Source organism: Nocardia sp. NPDC050378 (genome assembly GCF_040655675.1).
GTDB classification, from domain to species: domain Bacteria; phylum Actinomycetota; class Actinomycetes; order Mycobacteriales; family Mycobacteriaceae; genus Nocardia; species Nocardia coubleae.
The window spans coordinates 267773-290224 of record NZ_JBFAKI010000004.1 but is presented as its reverse complement, the minus strand read 5'-3'; the positions used below and the strand labels follow the sequence as shown (position 1 = coordinate 290224).

17 protein-coding genes and 1 tRNA gene are annotated in these 22452 nt (G+C 69.1%); 7 read left to right on the top strand and 11 right to left on the bottom strand.

Features of this window, described 5'->3' with window-relative positions; genetic code table 11:
- Positions 1 to 116: 116 nt before the first annotated feature.
- Positions 117 to 1535, bottom strand: a complete 1419-nt coding sequence (locus AB0I35_RS11540; protein WP_357395719.1) for a zinc-dependent metalloprotease — start codon at positions 1533 to 1535, stop codon at positions 117 to 119.
- A gap of 127 nt (positions 1536 to 1662) precedes the next feature.
- On the opposite strand from AB0I35_RS11540, the gene AB0I35_RS11535 reads away from it, so the two are divergent.
- A complete protein-coding gene (locus AB0I35_RS11535) occupies positions 1663 to 2688 on the top strand; it encodes a PDZ domain-containing protein (RefSeq protein ID WP_357395718.1) in 1026 nt (341 codons plus the stop codon).
- 24 nt (positions 2689 to 2712) lie between these two features.
- Here the strand turns inward: AB0I35_RS11535 and AB0I35_RS11530 are convergent, their stop codons facing one another.
- The gene (locus AB0I35_RS11530; RefSeq protein ID WP_067491592.1) at positions 2713 to 3291 is read right to left on the bottom strand and encodes a PPA1309 family protein; all 579 of its coding nucleotides are present in this window, start codon (positions 3289 to 3291) and stop codon (positions 2713 to 2715) included.
- A gap of 158 nt (positions 3292 to 3449) precedes the next feature.
- On the opposite strand from AB0I35_RS11530, the gene AB0I35_RS11525 reads away from it, so the two are divergent.
- Complete coding sequence (locus AB0I35_RS11525) at positions 3450 to 6431, top strand: UPF0182 family protein (protein ID WP_357395716.1); 2982 nt, start codon at positions 3450 to 3452, stop codon at positions 6429 to 6431.
- Positions 6432 to 6500: 69 nt separating this feature from the next.
- Here the strand turns inward: AB0I35_RS11525 and AB0I35_RS11520 are convergent, their stop codons facing one another.
- On the bottom strand, positions 6501 to 7049 hold the full coding sequence (locus tag AB0I35_RS11520) for a transglycosylase family protein (RefSeq protein ID WP_357395715.1): 549 nt from the start codon (positions 7047 to 7049) through the stop codon (positions 6501 to 6503).
- A 353-nt stretch (positions 7050 to 7402) separates the two neighbouring features.
- Here AB0I35_RS11520 and AB0I35_RS11515 point away from each other — a divergent pair.
- Positions 7403 to 7476: transfer RNA gene (locus tag AB0I35_RS11515), tRNA-Met, on the top strand.
- 245 nt (positions 7477 to 7721) lie between these two features.
- Entirely contained in the window at positions 7722 to 9053 is a 1332-nt protein-coding gene (locus tag AB0I35_RS11510) for a lipase family protein (RefSeq protein WP_357395714.1), read from the top strand.
- Between the two features lie 73 nt (positions 9054 to 9126).
- Here AB0I35_RS11510 and AB0I35_RS11505 read toward each other — a convergent pair whose 3' ends face one another.
- From AB0I35_RS11505 to AB0I35_RS11485, 5 genes are all read right to left on the bottom strand, one after another.
- On the bottom strand, positions 9127 to 9384 hold the full coding sequence (locus AB0I35_RS11505; RefSeq protein WP_357395713.1) for an HPr family phosphocarrier protein: 258 nt from the start codon (positions 9382 to 9384) through the stop codon (positions 9127 to 9129).
- Between the two features lie 43 nt (positions 9385 to 9427).
- The gene (locus AB0I35_RS11500) at positions 9428 to 11596 is read right to left on the bottom strand and encodes a fructose-specific PTS transporter subunit EIIC (RefSeq protein WP_357395712.1); all 2169 of its coding nucleotides are present in this window, start codon (positions 11594 to 11596) and stop codon (positions 9428 to 9430) included.
- A gap of 42 nt (positions 11597 to 11638) precedes the next feature.
- Positions 11639 to 12622 (bottom strand): 1-phosphofructokinase family hexose kinase, encoded by a 984-nt coding sequence (locus AB0I35_RS11495; RefSeq protein WP_357395711.1) that lies wholly within the window; start codon positions 12620 to 12622, stop codon positions 11639 to 11641.
- A complete protein-coding gene (locus tag AB0I35_RS11490; protein ID WP_357395937.1) occupies positions 12619 to 13386 on the bottom strand; it encodes a DeoR/GlpR family DNA-binding transcription regulator in 768 nt (255 codons plus the stop codon). Before AB0I35_RS11490 ends, AB0I35_RS11495 begins: the two co-directional genes overlap by 4 nt.
- A gap of 283 nt (positions 13387 to 13669) precedes the next feature.
- Positions 13670 to 13879: a hypothetical protein gene (locus AB0I35_RS11485; protein ID WP_067491607.1), complete on the bottom strand. Its 210-nt coding sequence runs from the start codon at positions 13877 to 13879 to the stop codon at positions 13670 to 13672.
- Between the two features lie 122 nt (positions 13880 to 14001).
- Between AB0I35_RS11485 and AB0I35_RS11480 the strand changes: the two genes are divergently transcribed.
- Both AB0I35_RS11480 and AB0I35_RS11475 read left to right on the top strand, forming a co-directional pair.
- Entirely contained in the window at positions 14002 to 15177 is a 1176-nt protein-coding gene (locus AB0I35_RS11480) for an alpha-hydroxy-acid oxidizing protein (protein WP_357395710.1), read from the top strand.
- A 138-nt stretch (positions 15178 to 15315) separates the two neighbouring features.
- A complete protein-coding gene (locus AB0I35_RS11475) occupies positions 15316 to 16077 on the top strand; it encodes a DUF6319 family protein (RefSeq protein WP_357395709.1) in 762 nt (253 codons plus the stop codon).
- Between the two features lie 5 nt (positions 16078 to 16082).
- Here AB0I35_RS11475 and AB0I35_RS11470 read toward each other — a convergent pair whose 3' ends face one another.
- Complete coding sequence (locus tag AB0I35_RS11470) at positions 16083 to 17585, bottom strand: GGDEF domain-containing protein (protein WP_357395708.1); 1503 nt, start codon at positions 17583 to 17585, stop codon at positions 16083 to 16085.
- A 263-nt stretch (positions 17586 to 17848) separates the two neighbouring features.
- On the opposite strand from AB0I35_RS11470, the gene galK reads away from it, so the two are divergent.
- Positions 17849 to 18961 carry a galactokinase gene (galK, locus tag AB0I35_RS11465; RefSeq protein ID WP_357395707.1) on the top strand — a complete coding sequence of 371 codons (1113 nt, stop codon included), beginning with the start codon at positions 17849 to 17851 and terminating at the stop codon, positions 18959 to 18961.
- Between the two features lie 70 nt (positions 18962 to 19031).
- Here galK and AB0I35_RS11460 read toward each other — a convergent pair whose 3' ends face one another.
- A complete protein-coding gene (locus tag AB0I35_RS11460) occupies positions 19032 to 20612 on the bottom strand; it encodes an alkaline phosphatase D family protein (RefSeq protein WP_357395706.1) in 1581 nt (526 codons plus the stop codon).
- A gap of 111 nt (positions 20613 to 20723) precedes the next feature.
- Complete coding sequence (locus tag AB0I35_RS11455; RefSeq protein WP_357395705.1) at positions 20724 to 22163, bottom strand: PepSY-associated TM helix domain-containing protein; 1440 nt, start codon at positions 22161 to 22163, stop codon at positions 20724 to 20726.
- Between the last annotated feature and the right edge of the window lie 289 nt (positions 22164 to 22452).

Here is a 22452-nt window from a genome sequence, read left to right as displayed (position 1 = left end):
TTGTGAACAGACAATGTTCCGCCCGTCGTTACGGCGATTCGAGACGACGCCACGCCGAAAAGCCGTGTCGCGCGACCTCCGGCGGAAAGTTTCTCACCGCCGGTGGTCGCGCACCGTCACGAGTGGTCGGAGTCCGGGTCGTCGCCGGTGTCGTCGGACTTCTTCTCGTCCTGCTGCGCCTGGTCGCGCTCACGGGCCTCGGTCTCGGCGAGCTGGGCCAGCGGATCGTCGAAAGCGCCTGTGCCGCCGCCGATCACGGAGTCGATGAACCCGGCGGGGGAGTCGAGATCGGTGGAATCGGGCAGCAGGTCGGGGTGCGCCCACACGCCGTCGCGACGCTCCATGCCCGCGTCGTCGGTGAGCCTGCGCCACAGCGCCGAGGCCTCACGCACCTTGCGCGGGCGCAGCTCGAGACCGACCAGCGTCGCGAAGGTCTGCTCGGCGGGCCCGCCGGTCGCCCGGCGGCGACGCAGCGTCTCCGACAACGCCGTCGCACCGGGCAACCGCTCGCCGACCGCATCGGCGACCACCACGTCGACCCAGCCCTCGATCAGCGCCAGCAGCGTCTCCAACCGTTCCAGCGCGGCCTTCTGCTCGGGTGTGGTCTGCGGTTCGAAGGTGCCCTGCGAGAGCAGTTCCTCCAGCTTGGACGGATCGCTGAGCATCATCGGATCGATGTTCTGGGCGGCGTCCTCCAGCGCGGAGAAGTCCATCTTGATGCCGCGCGCGTACGCCTCGACCGCCCCGAGCACCTGCTGACGCAGCCACGGCACATGCGCGAACAGCCGCTGGTGGGCGGCCTCACGCGCGGCGAGGAACACCATGATCTCGCTCTCGGGCTGCTCGAGTCCCTCGCTGAACGAGGCGATCGCGCTCGGCAGCAGCGCGGCGGTTCCGGCCGGTCCGAGGGGCAGTCCGATATCGGTGGAGGTGAGCACCTCCTTGGCCAGCTGACCCAGCGCCTGACCCAGCTGGGAACCGAACGCGAGCCCACCCATCTGACCGAGCATGCCGACCATCGGACCGGCGAACTGCTTGGCCTCCTCGGGCAACTGCGCGGTCCACATGCCCGAGATCTGCTCGGCCACCGGGTCGCACAGGCGTTTCCAGGTGGGCAGCGTCTCCTCGATCCAGTCGTTGGCCGTCCACGCCACGGTCTTGTTCGCACCCGCCGGAAGGACGGTCGAACCGTCGAGCCACAGCTCGGCCAGGTGCGCCGCGTCGGCGACGGCGGAGGAGGTCTTCGCGGCGATCGGCGCGACGGTGGCACCGAGTTGCTGGCGCGCCAGCCGCTTGGCCACGTCGTAGTTGACCGGGCCGGACTGGGCACCGCCCGGGCCGCCACCCTGGCTCATGCCGCTGATCATCTGGCCGAGCTGGGTCAGCATCTGACCCAGCTGCGACGGGTCGAATCCGCCCGTGCCGCCCGCCCCGAAACCGAACGGATCCGATCCGCCGGGTCCGTTCGCCTCGTCGCGACGCTTACCGGACTCGTCGTCGTCGCGGTTCGAGAAGCCGAAGGGGTGATCGCTCATGCCTCTTACGTTACGCGGGACCCGCCGGTCCACGGTGTTCGCGCATCGCGAAATCCTCGGCAGGGCCGACGGCGCAAAAGCGTGGCACTGCCGTCGCCCGGCGAAGGTGATCACTACTGTGGTCGGAGTGAATCGTCGGATCCTCACCCTGATCGTGGCCCTGGTACCCGTCCTCGTGCTCGGCGTGGTCGGCAGTGTGGTCACCGTCCCGTTCGTCGCACTCGGCCCCGGCCCGACCTTCGACACCCTCGGCCAGGTCGACGGCAAGCAGGTGGTCGACGTCACGGGCGCACCCCTCGATCCGACCACCGGTCAGCTCAATATGACGACCGTTTCGGTGCGCGACGAGCTGAACCTGTTCGAAGCGTTCGGCTTCTGGGTGAGCGGTGAACACGGCCTCGTCCCGCGCGCCGAGGTGTACCCGCCCGGCGTGTCGCGCGAAGAGGTGGACAAGTCCAACCAGCAGGACTTCAAGGACTCCGAGAGCAACGCCGAGGTCGCCGCGCTGCACCACCTGAAGCTGCCGACGGTGGTCCTGGTGCGCGGAGTCGTGGAGGAGGGTCCCGCCAAGGACATCCTCGCCGCCGACGACCAGATCATCAGCATCGACGGCAAGCCGATCACCGCGCCCCAGGAAGTGATCGATCTGGTCGGCACCAAGCGGCCCGGCGACGTCATCACCATCGTCTACCGGCGTGGCGACGCCGAGCAGACCACCCCGATCACCCTCGCCGCCCGCCCCGACGACAGCAGCAAGGGCTACCTGGGTATCGGCCTCGGCGAGGGTGGGCGCCCGCCGCTGAAGGTGGAGTTCAACCTCGCCGATATCGGCGGTCCCTCGGCCGGGCTCATGTTCAGCCTCGCCCTGATCGACAAGCTCTCACCCGGCGAACTCAACGGCGGCAAGTTCGTCGCGGGTACCGGAACCATCGACCAGGACGGCAAGGTCGGTCCGATCGGCGGCATCCAGTACAAGATGATCGCCGCGCGTGAGGCGGGCGCCGAAACATTTCTCGTGCCCGCCGCCAACTGCAACGAGGCAGCTCAGCGCGTCCCGGAGGGGCTGCGACTGGTGAAGGTCGACACCCTCGACACCGCGATCACCGCCCTGTCCGACATCGAAGCGGGCCGCGAACCCCTCAGCTGCAGTTGACACGGCGGCCTGCGCCGCGGTCGATCACTCGAGAGTGTGGTGCAGGGCCTCGACGAGGCCCGGTGCCAGGTTCGGGTAGGTGCGCAGATCGAGGTCACCGAACCCGTCGTCGTCCTCGGGGCGGATCTGCAGTAGGCACAGCGACGCGCCCTGGCGCAACACGCCCGCGATGAGGCGGGCATCGCGGCGGCCCGGGTGGGCATGGGCGGCGGCGCGCCCGGCCGCGTCGGCGGCTTCGTCGTCGGCGAGCAGCGGAACGAGCGCCTCGTCCAGATCGCTCTCCGCGTCCGGCGGCAGCACCACGATCTCCTGGACGAGCACGCAACCCTCGACCGCGGGCGGCCAGGTGGTGGTGGCCAGGAATTCGTCGAGCGCCATCGAACCGCCGGTGATGTCGTCGGGGAAGGCTTCCTGGGCCACGGGTGTCAGTTCGCTGCCGTCGTCGAGCTGATCCTGCAGGTCCGGTTCGGCCGCGGCCAGGTCGGCGGTCGGCACCAACGCGAACATCTGCGGCGGATTGCCCCAGCCCTCGGCGTCGGCGAACTCGACGACCTCGCGCACACAGCGGGCGAGGAGAACTTCGGCGTGCTCGTCATCGGTCACGCGACCATCCAATCATTTTCGGCCCTGCCGCTTGCACGGTGTCCGATTTCCGTAGAGTGGGCGCCAACGATCCCGAACAGGATCACCCGCAACATCGGACTGCGGTGTCCGCGCCCCGGAATCGGTCGCGGAACCGCCGGAGCATGGAGAGTGGCACCGTGGGCATGCGGCCCCCCACCGGCTTACCTTCGTTGTCCCGACGCAGCCGTGTGCTGCTGGTGACGGCTGTCGTCCTCGCGGCGCTGCTGCTGCTCGGGCCCCGCCTCACCGACGCCTATACCAACTGGTTGTGGTTCGGCGAGGTCGGTTATCGCAGTGTGTATCTGGGCGTGTTGCGCACCAGATTCATCCTGTTCGTCGTGATCGGCTTGTTCGTCGGGCTCGTGGTGTGGGCGGCGCTGCTGCTCGCCTATCGTTCGCGTCCGGTGTTCGTGCCGGTCGCCGGGCCCAACGATCCGATCGCGCGCTACCGCACCACCGTGATGGCGCGGCTGCGCTGGTTCGGCATCGGCATCCCGGTGCTGCTCGGCCTGCTGTCGGGCCTGGTGGCGCAGTCGAATTGGGCGACGGTGCAGCTGTTCCTGCACGGCGGCGACTTCGGTCAGCAGGACCCGCAGTTCCACCTCGACATCGGGTTCTACACCTTCGACCTGCCGTTCTACCGGATGGTGCTGAACTGGCTGTTCGTCGCCGTGGTCATCGCGTTCTTCGCGAACCTGGTGACCCACTACGTGTTCGGCGGGCTGCGCCTGGCCGGACGCGAGGGCGCGCTCACCCGTGCCGCGCGGGTGCAGCTGGCCGTGATCGCCGGCATCTTCGTGCTGCTCAAGGCCGTGGCGTACTGGTTCGACCGGTACGACCTGCTGTCGAGCACACGCAAGGAACCCACCTTCAGCGGTCCGTCGTTCACCGACATCAACGCGGTACTGCCCGCCAAGCTCATCCTGCTGTCCATCGCGGTGATCTGCGCGATCGCCTTCTTCGCCGGCATCGTGCTGCGTGATCTGCGGGTGCCCGCGATGGCAGCGGCGCTGCTCGTGCTCTCCTCGATCCTGGTCGGGGCGGTGTGGCCGATGGTCGTGGAGCAGTTCTCGGTGCGACCCAATGCCGCCGAGAAGGAAAGCCAGTACATCGAGCGCAATATCCAGGCCACGCGCGAGGCCTACGGCATCACCGACGACAAGGTCGAGTATCGCGACTACCAGGGTGTGAGCACCAAGAGCCCGCTCGAGGTCCCCGCCGACGCGGCGACCATCGGCAATGCCCGGCTGCTCGACCCGAACATCCTCTCGCCCACGTTCACCCAGCTGCAGCAGCGCAAGAACTTCTACGGCTTCCCGGAGTCGCTCGACATCGACCGCTACAACGTCAACGGCGAGCTCCAGGACTACATCGTCGCCGCGCGCGAGCTGCATCCGGCGGCACTGTCGGGTAACCAGAAGGACTGGATCAACCAGCACACCGTCTACACCCACGGCAACGGCTTCGTCGCCGCGCCCGCCAACCGCGTGAACAAGCCGCAGTCGGACGCGCAGAGCGCATCGGGCGGCAGCGACTCGGGGTATCCGCTGTTCACGGTGAGCGACCTGTTCACCGAGAAGGACAAGCAGCAGATCAAGGTCGACCAGCCGCGCATCTACTTCGGCGAGCTGATCTCCCAGACCGACCCCGATTACGCCATCGTGGGTAGCGCCGAGGGTGAGGCGCCGCGCGAATACGATTCCGACACCGCGCAATTCACCTACGACGGCAGCGGCGGCGTGCCGGTGGGCAACTGGTTCAACCGGTTGGCCTTCGCCGCCAAGTACGCCGAGCGCAACATCCTGTTCTCCTCGGCGATCAGCGACGACTCCAAGATCCTGTTCAATCGGTCGCCGCGCGATCGGGTGCAGAAGGTGGCGCCGTGGTTGACCACCGACGGCAACGCCTACCCGGCGGTCGTCGGTGAGCGCATCGTGTGGATCGTGGATGCCTACACCACCCTCGACAAGTACCCCTACGCGCAGTCGACCTCGCTCGACGGCGCCGTCGAGGACAGCATCGACAAGAAGACCGGCCGGGCCATCCCGCGCAAGGAGGTCAGCTACATCCGCAACTCGGTGAAGGCCACCGTCGACGCCTACGACGGCACCGTCACCCTGTACGAGACCGACACCAACGACCCGGTGCTCAACGCCTGGCAGGGCGTCTTCCCGGATGCGGTGAAGCCCGAGAGCGAGATCTCGGCGGAACTGCGCGCCCACTTCCGCTACCCGGAAGACCTGTTCAAGGTGCAGCGGGAGATGCTCACCAAGTACCACGTGGACAACCCGCGCGAGTTCTTCACCAACAACGCCTTCTGGTCGGTGCCGAGCGATCCGACGATCGAGGGCGGCACCTTCAACCAGCCGCCGTACTACGTGCTGCTCGGTGATCCGAAGACGAACAAGCCGGTGTTCAACCTGACCTCGTCGATGGTCGGCTACAACCGCGAGTACCTGTCGGCCTACATCTCGGTGCGCTCCGATCCGGAGGGCTACGGCAAGTTCACGGTGCTGCAGCTGCCCGGCGAGACGCAGACGCAGGGCCCGCAGCAGACGCAGAACTCGATGACCACCGCCGACGCGGTGTCACGGGAGAAGACGCTGCTGTCGAACTCGAACAAGATCCGCTACGGCAATCTGCTCACCCTGCCGGTGGCCGACGGCGGCATCCTGTACGTGGAGCCGTTCTACAACGAACGCAACACCGGTTCGTCGACGTTCCCGCAGCTGCTGCGCGTGCTGGTGAGCTACCGCGACTCCGGTGGCGGTGTGAAGGTGGGTTACGCGGCGACCCTGGCCGACGCGCTCAATCAGGTGATCCCGGGCGCCGGTTCGCTGGCGACACCGTTCGGCGGTGACCCGTCGGTGAAGCCGAAACCGGGGGCGACCCCGCCGGTCGACCAGGGCTCGACTCCGCCCGCCGGCGGCGTCGTTCCCCCGCCGCCCGCGACGGGCACCCCGTCGACGCCGACTCAGGAAGCCGCCGCGGCCGAGCTGAGCCGCAAGATCGAGGCGGTGCGCACCGCGATGCGCACGGGCAACTTCGCCGATTTCGGTAAGGCGCTCGAGGAACTGGACAAGGCCGTGCAGGACTACCAGGACGCGGGCGGCCGGTAACGGTTCGCGACACAAGAAGGCCCCGCCGGAATCGGCGGGGCCTTCTTGCTGCAGGGGGAAACGAGTGGATCAGCCGGCGATCTGTGCGATCAGCGGGACGTTGGCGTTGAGCAGGTCCTGGTACTGACCGGCGACACCGTACTGCTCGGCCAGGGCGCGGCCCGCGGTGGTCGCCTGGTCGACGGCGGCGCGCACCGCGCTGGGGGCCTCGGCGGGCAGCTCGACCGGCAGCTCGACGGCAGGCTCTTCGATCGGGGCCGGGATGGGCTCGGGCTCGGCGGCCTGCAGGTACTTGCCGCAGTGCGGCCACGCACCGACACCCTGGGTGGCGAGCACGTTCTCCGCGACGCGGATCTGCTCTTCCTTGCTCGCGGTGTGGGCCGAGCCCTGTCCGCCGTTGGCAGCCCAGGTGCTCTGCGAGAACTGCAGGCCACCGTAGTAACCGTTGCCGGTGTTGATGCCCCAGTTGCCGCCGCTCTCGCACTGGGCGACGCCGTCCCAGTTGTGGGCGGCGGCGGAGGCGGTGCCGGTGGCGAGGCTGAACGGAACGGCAACCAGGGCGCCGGTGACGGCGGCGACGCCGAGGGCACGGGTGCGGAATTTCCGGGTTTCAGTCATGGGGGAGACGCTAACCAAGAATTGCGCGCCGATCACATCTTGATAACGGACCCATTGTGTGATTGGAACAGTCGTCTTTTCGATGTTTAGGCGGTGTATCCGGCGGGAATACATAAGTGCCGAACGGTTTGTAATCGCACCGTTATGTGCCCGAGATCACCACGAAATAGTGACCTCGGTCACTGATCCGAACGTGCGCTCCGGGTTTATCCGGATCCTGGTGATGGTCATCACAATTGAGCGCTCCGTCGACGACCCCGCGTCCGTGAAGATCGCTCCGCAACCGCGAAAAACCCGCCTGACCTGACGATTTGGCATCTACGCTAACCCGTGTGTAATGTTGTATTCACCGACGCGGGGTGGAGCAGCTCGGTAGCTCGCTGGGCTCATAACCCAGAGGTCGCAGGTTCAAATCCTGTCCCCGCTACAAACGAAGACGGTCCCGACCACCAGGTCGGGACCGTCTTCTTTTTTGCCCAGGCGTCGTGCGGCCGAGTCTCCCGATCCTGTTGACGGTCACCGTTCCCACTGTTCACCGTCGGTGACATGTCCAAGGACGCCGCCGACACCGTGTTGCCCCGAGATCCTCCGGCATACGTTCGAGACGGCCTCGATGGCCGCGTGGGGCCAACCGCCCTCACGATCCGGCGGATGCTCCTGGGGAGGGACCACATGTCGCGGCCCGGTAGTTTGCGAACCTGCGCGATCACCGCGCTCGTCGTCGCGGCGGCGATCACGGCAACCCCGGCCTGGGCAGGGCCGTCGCTGGTCGACGATGTTCTGCCCGCCCCCTCGCTGCCCGCGGCGTCCACACAACTGGTCAAGGACCTGCCCGCCGACGTCGCCGCCCTGTGGCAAGCCACCCGCGCCACCCCGACCGGCGACCCCCTGTTCGACGCCTGGCCCGCCGACCTCGCGGACCTGCGCCCGGGGGAGATCATCGAACAACGCGATGTGACGGCCACGGCGGCGCCGTTCGCGGTCGTGCCGATCCAGCAGGCCGTGCTGCTGAAGTTCCGCACGACCGACTCACGCGGCGCGCCGTCCTTCGCGACCGCGACCCTGCTCATTCCCGCTGCCGCACCCCCGTCCGGAACGACCAGACAGGTGGTGGTCAACGCACTGCCGATCAACTCGCTCGGCGCGTCCTGCACCCCGGGATACGGGCTCGCGCACGGTGCCCACCCGAAATTCAACATGGGCGACCTCTTCCCACCGACGATGGCCTGGGCGCTGAACCGGGGTCATGCGGTGCTCGTGCCCGATCACGAGGGACCGTTGATGGCATACGCGGAGCCGACGGTCGCCGGGCACGCGGTGCTCGACGCGATCCGCGCGGTGCGTGCGGTGCGCCCCGAGGTATTCGGCGACAGCCGGTTCGCGGTCGGTGGGTACTCCGGCGGCGCGATCGCCGCCTACGGCGCGGCCGTGCTGCAACCCGACTACGCACCCGAACTCGGCGACGCGCTCGCCGGCGTCGCCATGGGCGGGCTGATCAGCGACTATCCCGCCATCGCCGCCCGCTTCAACGGCAGCTTCGCCTCCGGAATCCTGATGGCCGCGGGCTTCGCCGTCGCCCGCGAACACCCCGCCCTGCTCGCCCAGTTGAACCATCTCGGTCAGTGGGTGGCGACCTCGCCGATCCGCGACCTCTGCGGTGACAGCAACGGCCCGCTCGGTCTGCTCGGCCTGCCGGTGGACGTCGGGATGTCACCACCGAACCCGCTCGCCTCCGACACGATCCGGGAGATCTTCACCCGCACCGACCTGAGCGGCCGCACCGCCGACGCGCCGCTGTACATCTATCACGGGCAATTCGATTTCGGCGTACCACCGGAGCAGGGCCTCGCCGTCGCCAGGCGGCACTGTGCCCGCGATACGCGGGTGGTCTTCCGGTCGTTGCCCACCGAACACAGTCTCGGGATGATGGCCGGCTGGCCCGGTGCGATGGAGTGGATGGATGCCCGGCTGGCCGGGACACCGGCGCCGCGGGAGTGCCCCTGACCGTGGCCGTGCGGCACAAGCCGACGGCGCCGCCCCTGGTGGGAGCCGGCGCCGTCGGCGGTAGGGCGTGTGGTCAGGCGTCGAGGTCGCTGGCCACCAGTTCCGCGATCTTGTCGAGCGTCGGCTGATCGTCGGAGCTGATGATTACCTCCGCGCCCTGACCCGCGCCGAGGGTCATGATCATCAGCGCCGACCCGGCATCGACCGGATCGCCGCCGGTGAGCGCGATGGTGACGGGCACACCCGCCGCGCCCACCGCCTCCGCGATCAGGGCGGCGGGGCGCGCGTGCAGGCCGACCGAGGAACCGACGGTGACGGTGGTGCTTGGCATGGGTTTCTCCTTGTTGTGCGAGGTGACGTTGTGCGAGGGGGACTTACGTGGTGGCCAGAGCGGGTGACTTCTTGCCGGTGAACTCCTTGGCGAGGGTGACGCAGGCGGCGCCGACGACTGTGCCCGCCAGCACCGACACGATGAACCACAGCACGTGGCCGATGGCGAAGAACACGAAGATCCCGCCGTGCGGTGCGCTCGAGGTGACCTCGGTGGCCATCACCATGCCACCGGTCACCGCGCCGCCGACCATCATCGACGGCAGCACTCGCAGCGGGTCGGCCGCGGCGAACGGGATGGCGCCCTCGGAGATGAACGAGGCGCCGAGCAGCCAGGCCGCCTTGCCGTTCTCCCGCTCGGCCTCGGTGTAGAGCCAGGGTCGCAGCGTGGTCGACAGCGCCATCGCGAGCGGCGGGACCATGCCCGCCGCCATCACCGCGGCCATGATCCGCAAGGTGGTGTTGTCGGTGACCGACAGGCCCGCGGCGGCGAACGAGTAAGCCGCCTTGTTCACCGGCCCGCCGAGGTCGAAGCACATCATCACACCGAGGATCACCCCGAGCGCGATCGCCGAACTACCCGAGAGACCACCGAGCCAGTCGGTGAGCGCGTCGGTGACCGCCGCCAGCGGCTTGCCGAGCAGCACGAACATCAGCACACCGACGATCAGCGACGCCAACAGCGGAATCACCACCACGGGCATCAGTCCGCGCGCCCACGTCGGGACGGGCAGTTTGCTCACCCACAGCGCCGCGAAACCACCGATCAGACCGCCGACGAGGCCGCCGAGGAAGCCCGCGCCGACGACGAGGGCGATCGCGCCCGCCGTGAAACCCGGCGCCAGACCCGGCCGGTCGGCGATGGCGAAGGCGATGTACCCGGCCAGCGCCGGAACGAGGAAGCCGAACGCGAGCACACCGATCTGGTTGAGCACGGCGGCGAAATAGGTGGCCGGACCGCCGGCGGGCAGGTCGGTGAGCGAATTGTTCAGCACGATGTCCTTCGCGCTGCCGGAAATCTCGTAACCGCCGAGCAGGAAACTCAACGCGATCAGCAGACCGCCCGCCGCGACGAACGGGATCATGTAGCTCACGCCGGTCAGCAGGATCTGCCGCAGCCGCGTACCCCACCCGATGCCCTTGGCCGCCTGCTCACCCGTCGCGGGTGCTGCCCCGCCGACCGTGGCGGCGCCGGGTGTTCGTGCGGCCGCGACCGCCTCGGCGATCATGGTGTCCGGTTCGTTGATGGCCCGCTTCACGCCGGACTCGATGACCGGTTTCCCCGCGAACCGGCTCCGATCCTTCACGCCAACATCGGTGGCGAAGATGACCGCGTCGGCGCCGGTGATGGTTCCCGGATCGAGTTTGTTCCCGCCGCTGGATCCCTGCGTTTCGACCCTGAGGTCGACGCCTGCCCGCTCCGCGGCGGCGGCGAGGGAATCGGCGGCCATATAGGTGTGGGCGATGCCGGTCGGGCAGGCCGTGACCGCCACGATCCTCGTAGGTGTTCCCGCGGCGGCGGTCTCACTCGCGTCGCCTCGACGAGTCGTGCCGTCGGCACCCGCCGCACCACCCGTTGCCGATTTACTCAGGTCGGTCGCGTCAGCTGGGGTACCGGCGTCACCGCTCGATGCCGCATGACCAGCGGCATCGGATGAGTCAGCAGCATCCCCACCGGACGCGGATGTCGCTCCCGCATCGGTCGCTCCCGCTGCCGAAACGCTCGCGCCCGTGGCCGTGGGAGCGCTGGACGCAGGCGCGGGATTGATCACCCCGTCGACCAACGCGACGACCTCGGCGGGCGTGGCGGCCGAGCGAAGGTCGTTGACGAAGGCAGGGCGGACCAGCGCCCGGGCCAGGGAAGACAGCAGCTTCATGTGGTCGGTGCCCGCTCCTTCGGGGGCGGCGATGAGGAACACCAGGTCGGCCGGTCCGTCGGGTGCACCGAAGTCGACGCCGGGAGAGAGACGGGCGAAGGCGAGCGAGGGCGCGGTGACGGCAGCGGCCCGGCAGTGCGGGATGGCGATGCCGCCGGGTAATCCGGTCGCCGATCGGGCCTCCCGGTTCAGCGCGGCTTCGCTGACGGCGCCCGCGTCGGTCGCCCGCCCTTGCGCGGCCAGCGTGGCGGCCAGTGCCGTGATGACCGATTGCTTGTCGGCGCCGAAGTCGGCGTCGAGCGTGACCAGGTCTTGGGTGATGATCGAATCGGCCATCGTCGTGTCTTTCCGGTGTCGGGTGGAGCGGGATCGAACGGGTCAGCTGGTCGCGGTGTCGCCCAGCGCCTTCGGCAGCGCGTCCGGGAGCGGGTGGGCCATGACGGCTTCGAGCAGGATGTCGGCCGGGCCCGGCAGTTCCGTACCTGGCAGCGCGGTGGCGGCGCTGCCGTAGGCGACGGCGGCGCGCAGCCGATCGGCCGGGTCGAGGCCCGCCAGATCGGCGAGCAGGTACCCGGCCAGCGCGGAATCGCCCGCACCGACCGTGCTGCGCGCGACGATCGGCGGCGCACCGGCGAACCAGGCGCCCTCGGCGGTGACCAGCACCGCTCCCGCCGCGCCGAGGGTGGCGAGCACGGCACCGACACCGTGCTCGATCAGTGACGTGGCGGCCTGCGCCGCGGCCGTGGGACTCTCGAGATCGACAGCGTCGAGCCCCGTGAGCTGGGCAAGTTCCTCGTTGTTCGGTTTGATGAGATCCGGTGCGGCAGAGCCGGGTTCGTCGAACAGGGCGAGCAAGGGCGCCTCGGAGGTGTCGACCGCGATCCTGGCCGATCCCGTGGCGGACAGCTCACCCACGAGCCGCGCGTACCAATCCACGGGCACACCGGGCGGCAACGAACCGGACAGCACGACCCACGAAGCGCCCACGGCTGCTTCTGCCAGCGCGCCGGCGAGCGCGTCGAGTTCCGGCGCTCGCAGCGGATGCCCGGGTTCGTTGATCTTCGTTGTGGTGCCGTCGATTTCGGCGATCGTGAGATTGGTCCGTGGGGCGCCGACGGTCGGCACGGCACGGAACGCGATGCCCGCGCCGCGCAATCCGCTCACCACCGGGTCGTCCTCGGTGCCCGGCAGGACGGCGAGCGCGGACACCCCGCCCGAGGTGAGCACACGTGCCACGTTGACGCCCTTGCCGCCGGGCTGGGAGGTGACATTCGCCGCGCGGTGCACCTGCCCTCGGCGCAGCGGTTCGGTGAGGGTCACCGTTCGGTCGACACTCGGGTTCGCGGTCAGTGTGACGATCATGCGAGCACCACTTCGATTCCCTCGGCGAGCAGTTTGTCGTGTGCGGCGGACGGTATGTCGGTGTCGGTGACCAGCACGTCGATATCGGCGGTGGTACCGAAGCTCACGAAGTCCTCGCGGCCGATCTTGGAGGCGTCGGCGACGACGACCACACGGTCGGCGGCCGCGATCATGGCCCGCTTCACGGCGGCCTCCTCCGGATCGGGGGTGGACAGCCCGTGCCGAACGGTGAGCGCGTTGGTGCCGAGAAACGCGACGTCGACGCGCAATTCGCCGAGCACGCGCAGGGTTTCGGCCCCGACGGCGGCCTGGGTGACGCCGCGCACGCGCCCACCGAGCAGATGCGTCCGCACCCCGGCGTACCCGGTGAGGCGCGTGGCGACGGGCAGCGAGTTGGTGACGGCGACCAGATCCAGATCGACCGGAAGGGCGGCCGCGACCCGCGAGGTCGTCGTGCCCGCGTCGAACAGCACGCTGCCACCGACCGCGGGCAGGTAGCGCTGGGCGAGTTCGGCGATGCGGTCCTTCTCGGCGGCGCGGGTGCTGTCGCGTTCGACGGTGCCCAGCTCGATGGTGGTGAGCGCGCCCGCCCCGACCGCTCCGCCGTGCACTCGCCGGATCAGGCCGAGCCGGTCGAGGACGGCCAGGTCGCGGCGGACGGTTTCGGTGGTCACCCCGTATTTGTCGGCGAGTTCGGCGACGGAGACGCGACCGTGCTGCCCGACCAGGGTCGCGATGGCCTGCTGCCGTTCCTCGGCGTACATGGTTCCTCCGGTTCGTGAATGTGTACTCATGTTGTTTTATGCCCAGTTGTGTGGCTTTGTCAACGATTCTTGGTGAGCCGAGTCACAATCGTTGCCGATGGGCATGACGATGCCGCGGCAGCCGGGCGAGACAGACATCCGCATAACGCGGGCAGAACAGGAGGCGGCCGCACAGTCGGGGCCAGGATGGGGGCCAAGCGACGGGGCCTGCGCACGGCTGCGCGCTCTACGGCGCGGGAGCCGGAATGGTCGAGCGTCGGGCGCTCGGATCAAGAGGGGAGGGTCAGTCGAAGCCGAGGTCGCTGGTGAGCGGATCGCGTAACGCACCTTCGGCGGCGCGTAGTCGATCGGTGACAGAGGTGAGCAGATCCATCGAATCCTGGGACAGGCCGAGGGCGAGCCGGGTCAGGTGGCGCACGCGGTCGCAGTTGATGCGCTTGGCCAGTGCTACATCCGGATCGGCGGGAGCGGCCGAGTGTTCGACGACGGTCACGACAGGGGCACTCACAATCTCGGAACGCGCTGCTGGGGGTAGGTGCTGCCTACGTTGGAGTATGACGCACCTTACATGGCCCCGGCGGCGCGCGAGGGCGGGTCGCGTGCGAAAGTTCAGCGATGAGTCAGTTCGCCGACTATCAGAACGAGATCTATCTCACCGCGCTCGGGGGTGTTCTGCCCGAATTCCCCATGGACTACGCCACTCTCGAGCGTAAAGCCACCGCCGCCCTGCCCGATACGCTGCTGCATTACATCGCCGGGGGTGCCGGTGACGAGCTCACCCAGCGCCGTAACGCCGAAGCCTTCGCCGACTGGGGGCTGCTGCCGCGCATGCTGGTCGGCGCGACCGAACGCGACCTCACCGTCAGCGCGTTCGGGCACACCTTCGCCAGTCCGTTGTTCCTGGCGCCGGTCGGGGTGATCGGTCTGGTCGGTGAACAGGGACACGGTGACATCGCGCTCGCCAAGGCGTCGGCGGAAACCGGTGTGCCCGCGATGTATTCGACGCTGATGGAAGACCCCCTGGAAGAGGTTCGCCCACACGCGGGTGACACCCCGTCGTTCTTCCAGCTCTACACACCCAAGAATCGCGAACTCGCGGAAAGCCTCGTGCACCGCGCCGAAGCCGCGGGGTACGCGGGCATCACCGTCACCCTCGACACCTGGGTGCCCGGCTGGCGCCCCCGTGACCTGTCCAGCGGCAACTTCCCGCAGCTGCGTGGGCATGTGCTGAAGAACTACACCAGCGACCCGGTGTTCCAGGCAATTGTCGGTTCCGACGACCCGAAGATGATTGTGCTGCACTGGGTTTCGACCTTCGGTCACTCGCTGACCTGGGACGACCTCACCTGGCTGCGCTCGCTCACCGACCTGCCGCTGATCCTCAAGGGCATCTCGCATCCCGACGACGCGCGCCGGGCCATCGACCTCGGCGCCGACGGCATCTACTGCTCCAATCACGGTGGGCGCCAGGCCAACGGCGGGCTGAGTGCGCTGGAAACCCTGCCCGAGGTCGCCGCCGCCTGTGACGGCCGGGTGCCGGTGCTGTTCGACTCCGGTGTGCGTTCGGGAGCCGACGTGGTGAAGGCGCTCGGACTCGGTGCGACGATGGTCGGTATCGGCAGGCCCTACGTCTACGCGCTGGCCCTTGGCGGGGTACGCGGTCTGGTGCATCTGCTGCGGGCCTACGCCGCCGAGGCCGACCTGCTGCTTGCCGTCAACGGCTACCCCGATGTGGCCGCCGTGCGCGCCAACATCCGTCCGAGCATCCACGGCAACGCCACCCGCGGCTGAGGTCCTCGGCCCCCAGAATCCGCTCCGGGGGCGGGTTTTGGGGGTCGGCCCACGGCCTCGGCCGGAACTTGTCGGTGGGGTGCGGCATCATCAGGGGCACACCACGCTCTAGCACGCACCAACCTCCCGGAGTCCACGATGTCCTCGCCGAGCACCAAGTCCGCATCCCGTCGATCAGCTCCCCCGGTTCTGTCCGAGGCCGAGCTCGCGCGCATCGCAGGCGAGCTGGCCGAGGGCAAACCTCCGATGGTGTGGTTCACCGCTGCGGCCGTCGGCATCGAGGAGGGCAAGTCCGGCAAGATCGTCGCGCTCGGTGACCCGGCCGACGGCGACTTCCTGCAGGTGCGCCCGACCGGTTCCAAAGATGTGCTCTCGTTCGGCCCGAGCGAGGTGACGCTGACCAAGCCGGCCCGCGGGACTACCGTTGCGCCCGGCGGCGCCAAGCCCGCCACGCACCACGTCCCCGAGCCGAGCAACCGAAAGGACACCCCAGTGACCCAGCCCTCGTCTCCGCCGAGTGCCGCGCCGAAGCCCGCCGCGCCGCGTTCGCTCGCGCCCGTGCCCGACGAGGCCACCGCCGCGGCGAAACCGGCGCCGCCGCGTCCGGCCAAGGCCACGGCGGCGCGCAAGCCCAAGGCGCCCGAGGTCACCGTCACGCTCACGGGCACCGCCGACGGCGAATGGACCGTCGACGTCGTGAACGGCAAGAAGCGCAGCGTCAAGGGACTCGCCGTGAACAGCGGCGCGGTCGCCCAGGCGGCCAAGATCCTGCACCCGGAGGTCGAGGAAGTGGTCGCCGGGATCCTGGAAGCCGCCCGGGAGGTGCAGCAGGCCAAGGTGGCTCAGCTGCAGGCCGAACTGGAGGCGGCCAAAAGGCTGCTCGCCGAACTGGGGGACTGACACCCTCACACCGCCGTGCTCGTCGGGTCGGCGGCGCGGCGCAGCGCCCGCCGGAAGCCCGGCCGGTGCATGTCGTCGTGAAAGGTGAGGCCGAGGCGGTGTTCCTTGGCGTGATACATGGCCGCGTCGGCCTCGCGGATCAGGTCGTAGACGGTGGTGTCGCTGGGCCGGGTGCGCACGCACGCCACCCCGATACTGGCGGTGATGGGGATTTCCCCGCAGCTCAGCTCGAAGGGCCGCACGAACGCGCCGAGCAGATGTTCGGCGAGGACCCCCGCCTCGGCGCGGGTCCGCGGGGACAGGACGACGAATTCGTCGCCTCCGTAGCGTGCGGTCACGTCGGTGCGCCGCGCCGTGCGACGGATGCGGGACGCGGCCCGTGCGATCAGCTCGTCGCCGATCGCGTGGCCGTAACTGTCGTTGACCATCTTGAAACCGTCGAGGTCGATGAACAACAGGCACAACGGTTTTCCCGCCCACTGCGTGCGCAGCCGCTGCGGTGCGCGCAGCAGTGCGGCCCGGTTGAGCAGTCCGGTGAGCACGTCGTGGTCGGCCCGGTACTGGGCGCGGCGTTCGCTGAACTGGCTGCGGGCGATGGCGCGTTCGCTGCGTACGAGCACCCCGACCAGCAGCGAGGTGAGCAGCAGGCAGATCACCATCCGGTCGCCGGTGCCGAGGTCGGTACCGACCACGCTCATCAGCGAGGCGCCGACCAGGGCCACCGCGATCACGCCTGCCCGCCTGCGGGAGCGGTGCGGATGCGCTTCGGCGCCGTCGCGGCTCACGTCCATCGTCGGGTGCAGCGCGGCCAGTCCCGCCAGCAGATAGGCCAGCTGGTGCGGCACCAGGCCGAATGCGCTCTGGGTCGCGAGAAAGCCTGCGGCCGAGAGACTTTCGACCACTCCCGATACCAGCACCGCGAGCAGGGCCGCGTGCAACAGCCGCAAGGCGATGTCCGACCGGGCGACGGTGACGAGCGAATGTGCCAGTGCGGTGAGCAGCAGTGCGTCGATCACCGGGTAGCTCGCGGCGATCACCGCGTCGACACCGGTGTTGTGGCGCAGAATCGGCGAGATCAGGAACGTCCACGAGGTCAGCAGCGCGCTGATCCCGATGAGGGTCGAGTCGAGCCAGGAGTCGCACGCACCGGTGAGCCTGCGCGGCTGCAGCCAGCCGACGGCGGCCAGCGCGAGGCACACGTAGGCGGCCAGGGTGCTCAGGTCGTCGGCCGGATGCCAGGCGGTGTGCGTGTCCAGCTCGCGAATCGTGGTGCCCGCGGCGAAAAGGGGGATGGACGTGGCGAGCAGACACCACGGCATCCGGTTGCTCGGCCGGAACCGGCGCAGACCGATGCCGATCATCGCCAGACTGCCCGCGGCGACAATCAGGAGCAGCAGGAACGACAGGGGCCGCCCACCGAGCAGCGGCGCGATCGCGATGACACCCACCGCGCCGAGCGAAGGCGTCCACCAGCGCGTACGACCCCGATGTGCTGTGCCGACCTTCATCAGATCCCCCTCGATCCGCCGCGACGCGCCGAGAAAACGTGGAGCCGGGAATTCGGTTCGGGGTGTCGGCCGAGGAGCACCGAGTGTCGTTGTCCGAGTGGAATTCCCGGTCGGCGGGCGCGCCGACGCTGAAAAACCTTTACAACTGAGTCGATCATGACACGTCCCGCGCCGTCGCGATGGGGATTCGGCTGCGGCACGGGTAGACGGTGTTTGATGGTCAGCAGGGGTGGTGCGCGGGGGGCGGTGAGAAGGGAGTGTGGGTGGACAGGTGGATCGCGCCGGGCCGGGTCAACATCATCGGCGAGCACACCGACTACAACGACGGGTTCGCACTGCCGATCGCGTTGTCGCTCGGGGTGGTGTGTGCGGCCGGGGCGCGTACTGACGGCCGGGTGCGGGTCGGTTCGGTACAGCGGCCGGGTGAAGACGTCGAACTGGCCATGGATGAGCTTGCCGGACACCGGGATCAGCTGCCCGGCTGGGCGCGTTACCCGCTCGGTGTGGTGTGCGAGTTCGTCGCCGGTGGGCGCCCGTTCCCCGGGGTCGATCTCGAACTCGACGGCGCGGTGCCGATCGGTGCGGGCCTGTCGAGCTCGGCGGCGTTGTGTTGCGCGGTGACCATTGCCCTGCGTGACCTGTTCGCGCCCGATCTCGACGACCGGGCGATGGTGCGGATCGCGCGTGCGGCCGAGAACGGTTTCGCCGGTGTGCCGACCGGCATCCTCGACCAGTCCGCCGCCATCCTGTGCACCGAGGGCCACGCCCTGTTCCTCGATGTGCGTGCTTACCTGAACGGCGAAGCCGGTGCGGTGGAACAGATCCCGTTCGACCTGCGGGCCGCGGGGCTTGCGCTGATCGTCGCCGACACCGGTCACCCACACGACCTGGCCGACGGCGGCTACGCCGAGCGCCGCAACGAATGTGCGGCGGCCGCCGCCGTCCTCGGCGTCCACGCGCTGCGTGACGCCACCGAGCTGAACATGGCCCGGCTGCACGATCCGGTGCTGCGCCGCAGGGCGACCCACGTCGTCACCGAGAACGATCGCGTCCTCGACGTGGTCTCCCGGTTGCGTTCCGGCGCCGACCCGCGCGCCATCGGCCCGCTGCTCACCGCCTCCCATCGGTCACTGCGCGACGACTTCGAAGTCTCCACACCGGCGCTCGACCTCGCCGTCGACGCGGCGCTCGACGCGGGCGCCTACGGTGCGCGGATGGTCGGCGGCGGTTTCGGCGGCAGCGTGCTCGCCCTGGTCGAACGCGCCGATGCCGACCGGATCGGCGCCGCGATCGGGCGGCGCTTCGCGGCGGCGGGCCTGGCCGCGCCACGGGTGATCACGGCCGAACCGGGTGCGGGCGCCCGCAAACTGGATTGAACGGTCGCTCAATTGTTCACCCGTTTCGGCGGTGACGCGGGGCACGATCACGCACAGTGGACTTCGCCCACTAGGCCTCGATCGTGCCGGGAATGCCGTCCTGCACGACGAAACTGGCACGGGTGCTGATCGGCGCGCCCGGCGAACGCACGTACGGCACGACCCGGAAGTCGTTGCGCCACAGCTGATGGTCGAGCTCCACCCGCACATAGCCGCGTTGCTTGTTGTAGAACCGCATGTGCGGGTTGGCGGCCAGCAGGGCACGGCCGGTGTCGGGGAAGTCCTCGCCGTCACCGCCCGTGCTGATCGAGGTGCCCGTGAATTCGGTCGCGACCACCGGTGATCCGGGGTCGGTGTAGTCGCGGTGCAGGTCGGCGACGTAGTTCTCGTGCCGGTCACCGGTGATCACCACCAGGTTGGCCACGTCGTGGTCGACGGCGGCGCCGAGCACGGCATTGCGGTCGGCGATGTAGCCGTCCCAGGCGTCGGTGCCGAGCAGCAGGTCCGGGCCGGGATCGTAGTCGGATTCGGCCATGGCGACCTGGTTGCCGAGGATCTGCCAGCGCGCGGTGGACGCGGCGAAACCGTCGACGAGCCAGTCACGCTGGGCCGCGCCGAGAATCGAGCGCCCGGTGGAGTACCGGTCGGCGCAGTCGAGCACCGCTTTACCGTCACCGCAGGCCTGTTCGTCGCGGTACTGCCTGGTGTCGATCATGGTGAATTCGGCCAGGTCACCGAAGCGGTAGCGGCGATGCAGGCGGATCGACGAACCCGACGGGAGCTGTGCCAGACGCATCGGCTGATGTTCGTACATCGCCTGGAACGCGGCGGCTTTGCGGCGCCGGAACAGGAACGGCAGGCGGTGCACGTCGTTGCCGAGGCCGGGATGCTCACCGGCCCAGTTGTTGTCGAGTTCGTGGTCGTCGAAGGTGACCAGCCAGGGGAACGCGGCGTGGGCGGCTTGCAGGGGCGCTTCGGCCTTGGCCTGGGCGTAGCGCAGCCGGTATCCGGCGAGGTCGACCGCCTCGCCCTCGAGCTGCGGCGGCAGCCGCACACCGCGCCGGGCGACCACCCACGAGGACTCGTAGATGTAGTCGCCCAGGTGGACGACGAGATCGAGGTCCTCGGCGGCCATGTGCTCATAGGCGGTGTAGTAGCCCGAACTCCACGACTGGCACGAGGCGAACGCGAATCGCATCCGTCGCGTCGGCCGGTCCGGCGGTGGCGCGGTGCGGGTGCGTCCGACCGGTGAGATGGCCGAGCCCGCGCGGAAGCGGTAGTAGTACCAGCGATCCGGCGCCAGGCCGGTCACCTCGGGATGCACGCTGTGGCCGAGCGCGCGGGTGGCCACCGCCGAACCCCGGACGACGACCTTGCTGAATCGTTCGTCCTCGGCGACCTCGTAGTCGACCGTCACCGGGTCGACCGGCATCCCGCCGTACCCGTCGGGGGCCAGCGGGTCGGGGGCGAGCCGGGTCCACAGCACCACGCCGTCGGGTGTCGGTTCGCCGGAGGCCACGCCGAGGGAGAACGGTTCGCCGAGGAAGCGGGGTGCGGGAAACGGTGCGCTGCTCGCCGCCGACACCCCGACCGCCGCCACGATCGACCCGGTCGCGCCGTATCGCAGGAATTGCCGCCGGTCGATCGCCATGCCCCGATCCTAAGCATCTCGCGCCTGGCGGACCGGGCACGCGGGAAAGGAGCTGGTCGCCGGGCCGAAAGCGGCTGTCGGCGAGGTGGTTTCACCTCGCCGACAGCGCACTCAGCTGTTCGGGTAGGCGCGGGCGGCCAGGCCGAGCGCCACGTCGATCAGGAAGAACCCGAGCAGGCTCAGCCCGAGCAAAGGTACGAACCACCCGATCACCACGGCCGCCGCGACGAGCGGAACCGTGATCCACAGCGATGCCTTGCGCAGGACGCCGCGCCGCGGCGGCATCGGCAACGAGCCGGCGCGGGTGGGTCGCCGCTGCCACCACATCCGGTAGCCGAGGACGATCATGACCACGAGACCGAGCATGATCGCCAGCAGCAACAGCTGGTTGACCAGGCCGAACAGCAGCCCCATGTGGAAGGCGATACCCCAGTTGGTGAGCTTGGCCATCAGCGGCCAGTCGGCGTAGGCGAGCCGATCGGTGACCGTGCCGTTGCCGTCGACCGCGACCGAGTCGATCGTGTAGGTGCCGGGCTTGCGTAGCTCCTTGACCCCGAAAGCGGCGTCCGATTCCGCCGGAACAGTGATCTCGGCGGCCTGGGTGATGCCGTTGGCCCGCGCGACCTCGTACACCCGGTCGAGTTGCGCGATCCGGAGGTGCTGATCGACCGGTGCGGGTGTGGTGCTACCGCCGCTGTGGTGGTCGCCGCCTGTCGTCGCCGGTGCGGCCGCGCCGGGCAGTGCCACGCTCACCGCCGGGGTGGTCCAGCTCATTTCCTCGCGCAGCTTCGTCACGTTCTCACCGGCATAGGCCGACCAGGTCAGCCCCGTCGCCGACAGCAACAGGATCACCGGAAGCGTCCACACACCGATCGCGCCGTGCCAGTTCATCTTCCGGCGTTTCGGTTGCGACAGATCCGGTGCCACCAGCCACCGCGCACCGTTGCGCGCACGACGCTTGCGCACCCGGTTCACCCACAGCACCAGCCCGAACAGGGCGATCACCCACAACCACGAGGCCGCGAGCTCGCTGTAGAGCCGACCGGGTTCGCCCAGGTGCAGACTCCGGTGGAACTCGCTGAGCCAGGCCCGCAACGGCAGCGCGCCACCGCTGCCGTAGACGACGGCCTCGCCCACCGGCTGGGCGGTGTGCGGGTCGACGAACACCGAGAGGCGTTCGGAATCACCCAGCGAAGGATCGTTGAACAGCACCCGCGTGGTTTCACCGTCGGCCGCGGCCGGGGCGACGGCCACCAATGCCAGGTCGGGCTTGCCGGCGACCGCCGCGCCCACCTGCGCCGACAATGCTCGATCCGGCCCGGAGGTCTGTACCTGAAGCAGATCCCGCGACACGAACCCTTCGATCGTCGGCGCGATCGCGTACAGCGCGCCGGTGAGCGCCGCGATCAGGATGAACGGGGCGACGAAGAACCCCGCGTAGAAATGCAGCCGCATGGCCAAGGGAGCGACCCGCATCCCGCGCCGTGCGCGAGGTGTCCGCTCACCGTCCCCGACCGAACTCCCGGCCGGACGAATATCGGTAATACTCATCATCATTCGTTTCTGAAGTAGTGAAGCCCGGTGCTCACCATCGCGAGCAGCAGCCACCGCATGCCGGAGGGCTCTCGCCGAGGTAGGCATCGGCAGCTCGCGCAGAACCAGCCACGACATCCGCGTTGGAAGACACGCGGCTTTCGCTGGCCCGGGTGCTCCGCCGACACGAAGTCCGAGTTGTCCGGCACGAGCTCACCGAACCACTTCGCGCGGCATGCCTCGGCCGCCGCCGCGCGAGCCACAGTGGCCGACGTCGTGAGGCGAGCTTCCAGCCACCGACCACGAT

Excerpts from the sequence above, each read along its gene's own strand:
- AB0I35_RS11490 (WP_357395937.1), bottom strand. The coding sequence starts at position 13,386 with ATGTACGCCGAGGAACGGCAGCAGGCCATCGCGACCCTGGTCGGGCAG.
- AB0I35_RS11480 (WP_357395710.1), top strand. The coding sequence starts at position 14,002 with ATGAGTCAGTTCGCCGACTATCAGAACGAGATCTATCTCACCGCGCTC.
- AB0I35_RS11460 (WP_357395706.1), bottom strand. The coding sequence starts at position 20,612 with ATGGCGATCGACCGGCGGCAATTCCTGCGATACGGCGCGACCGGGTCG.
- AB0I35_RS11510 (WP_357395714.1), top strand. The coding sequence starts at position 7,722 with ATGTCGCGGCCCGGTAGTTTGCGAACCTGCGCGATCACCGCGCTCGTC.
- AB0I35_RS11520 (WP_357395715.1), bottom strand. The coding sequence starts at position 7,049 with ATGACTGAAACCCGGAAATTCCGCACCCGTGCCCTCGGCGTCGCCGCC.
- AB0I35_RS11505 (WP_357395713.1), bottom strand. The coding sequence starts at position 9,384 with ATGCCAAGCACCACCGTCACCGTCGGTTCCTCGGTCGGCCTGCACGCG.
- AB0I35_RS11495 (WP_357395711.1), bottom strand. The coding sequence starts at position 12,622 with ATGATCGTCACACTGACCGCGAACCCGAGTGTCGACCGAACGGTGACC.
- AB0I35_RS11475 (WP_357395709.1), top strand. The coding sequence starts at position 15,316 with ATGTCCTCGCCGAGCACCAAGTCCGCATCCCGTCGATCAGCTCCCCCG.
- AB0I35_RS11500 (WP_357395712.1), bottom strand. The coding sequence starts at position 11,596 with ATGGCCGATTCGATCATCACCCAAGACCTGGTCACGCTCGACGCCGAC.
- AB0I35_RS11455 (WP_357395705.1), bottom strand. The coding sequence starts at position 22,163 with ATGAGTATTACCGATATTCGTCCGGCCGGGAGTTCGGTCGGGGACGGT.
- AB0I35_RS11540 (WP_357395719.1), bottom strand. The coding sequence starts at position 1,535 with ATGAGCGATCACCCCTTCGGCTTCTCGAACCGCGACGACGACGAGTCC.
- AB0I35_RS11470 (WP_357395708.1), bottom strand. The coding sequence starts at position 17,585 with ATGAAGGTCGGCACAGCACATCGGGGTCGTACGCGCTGGTGGACGCCT.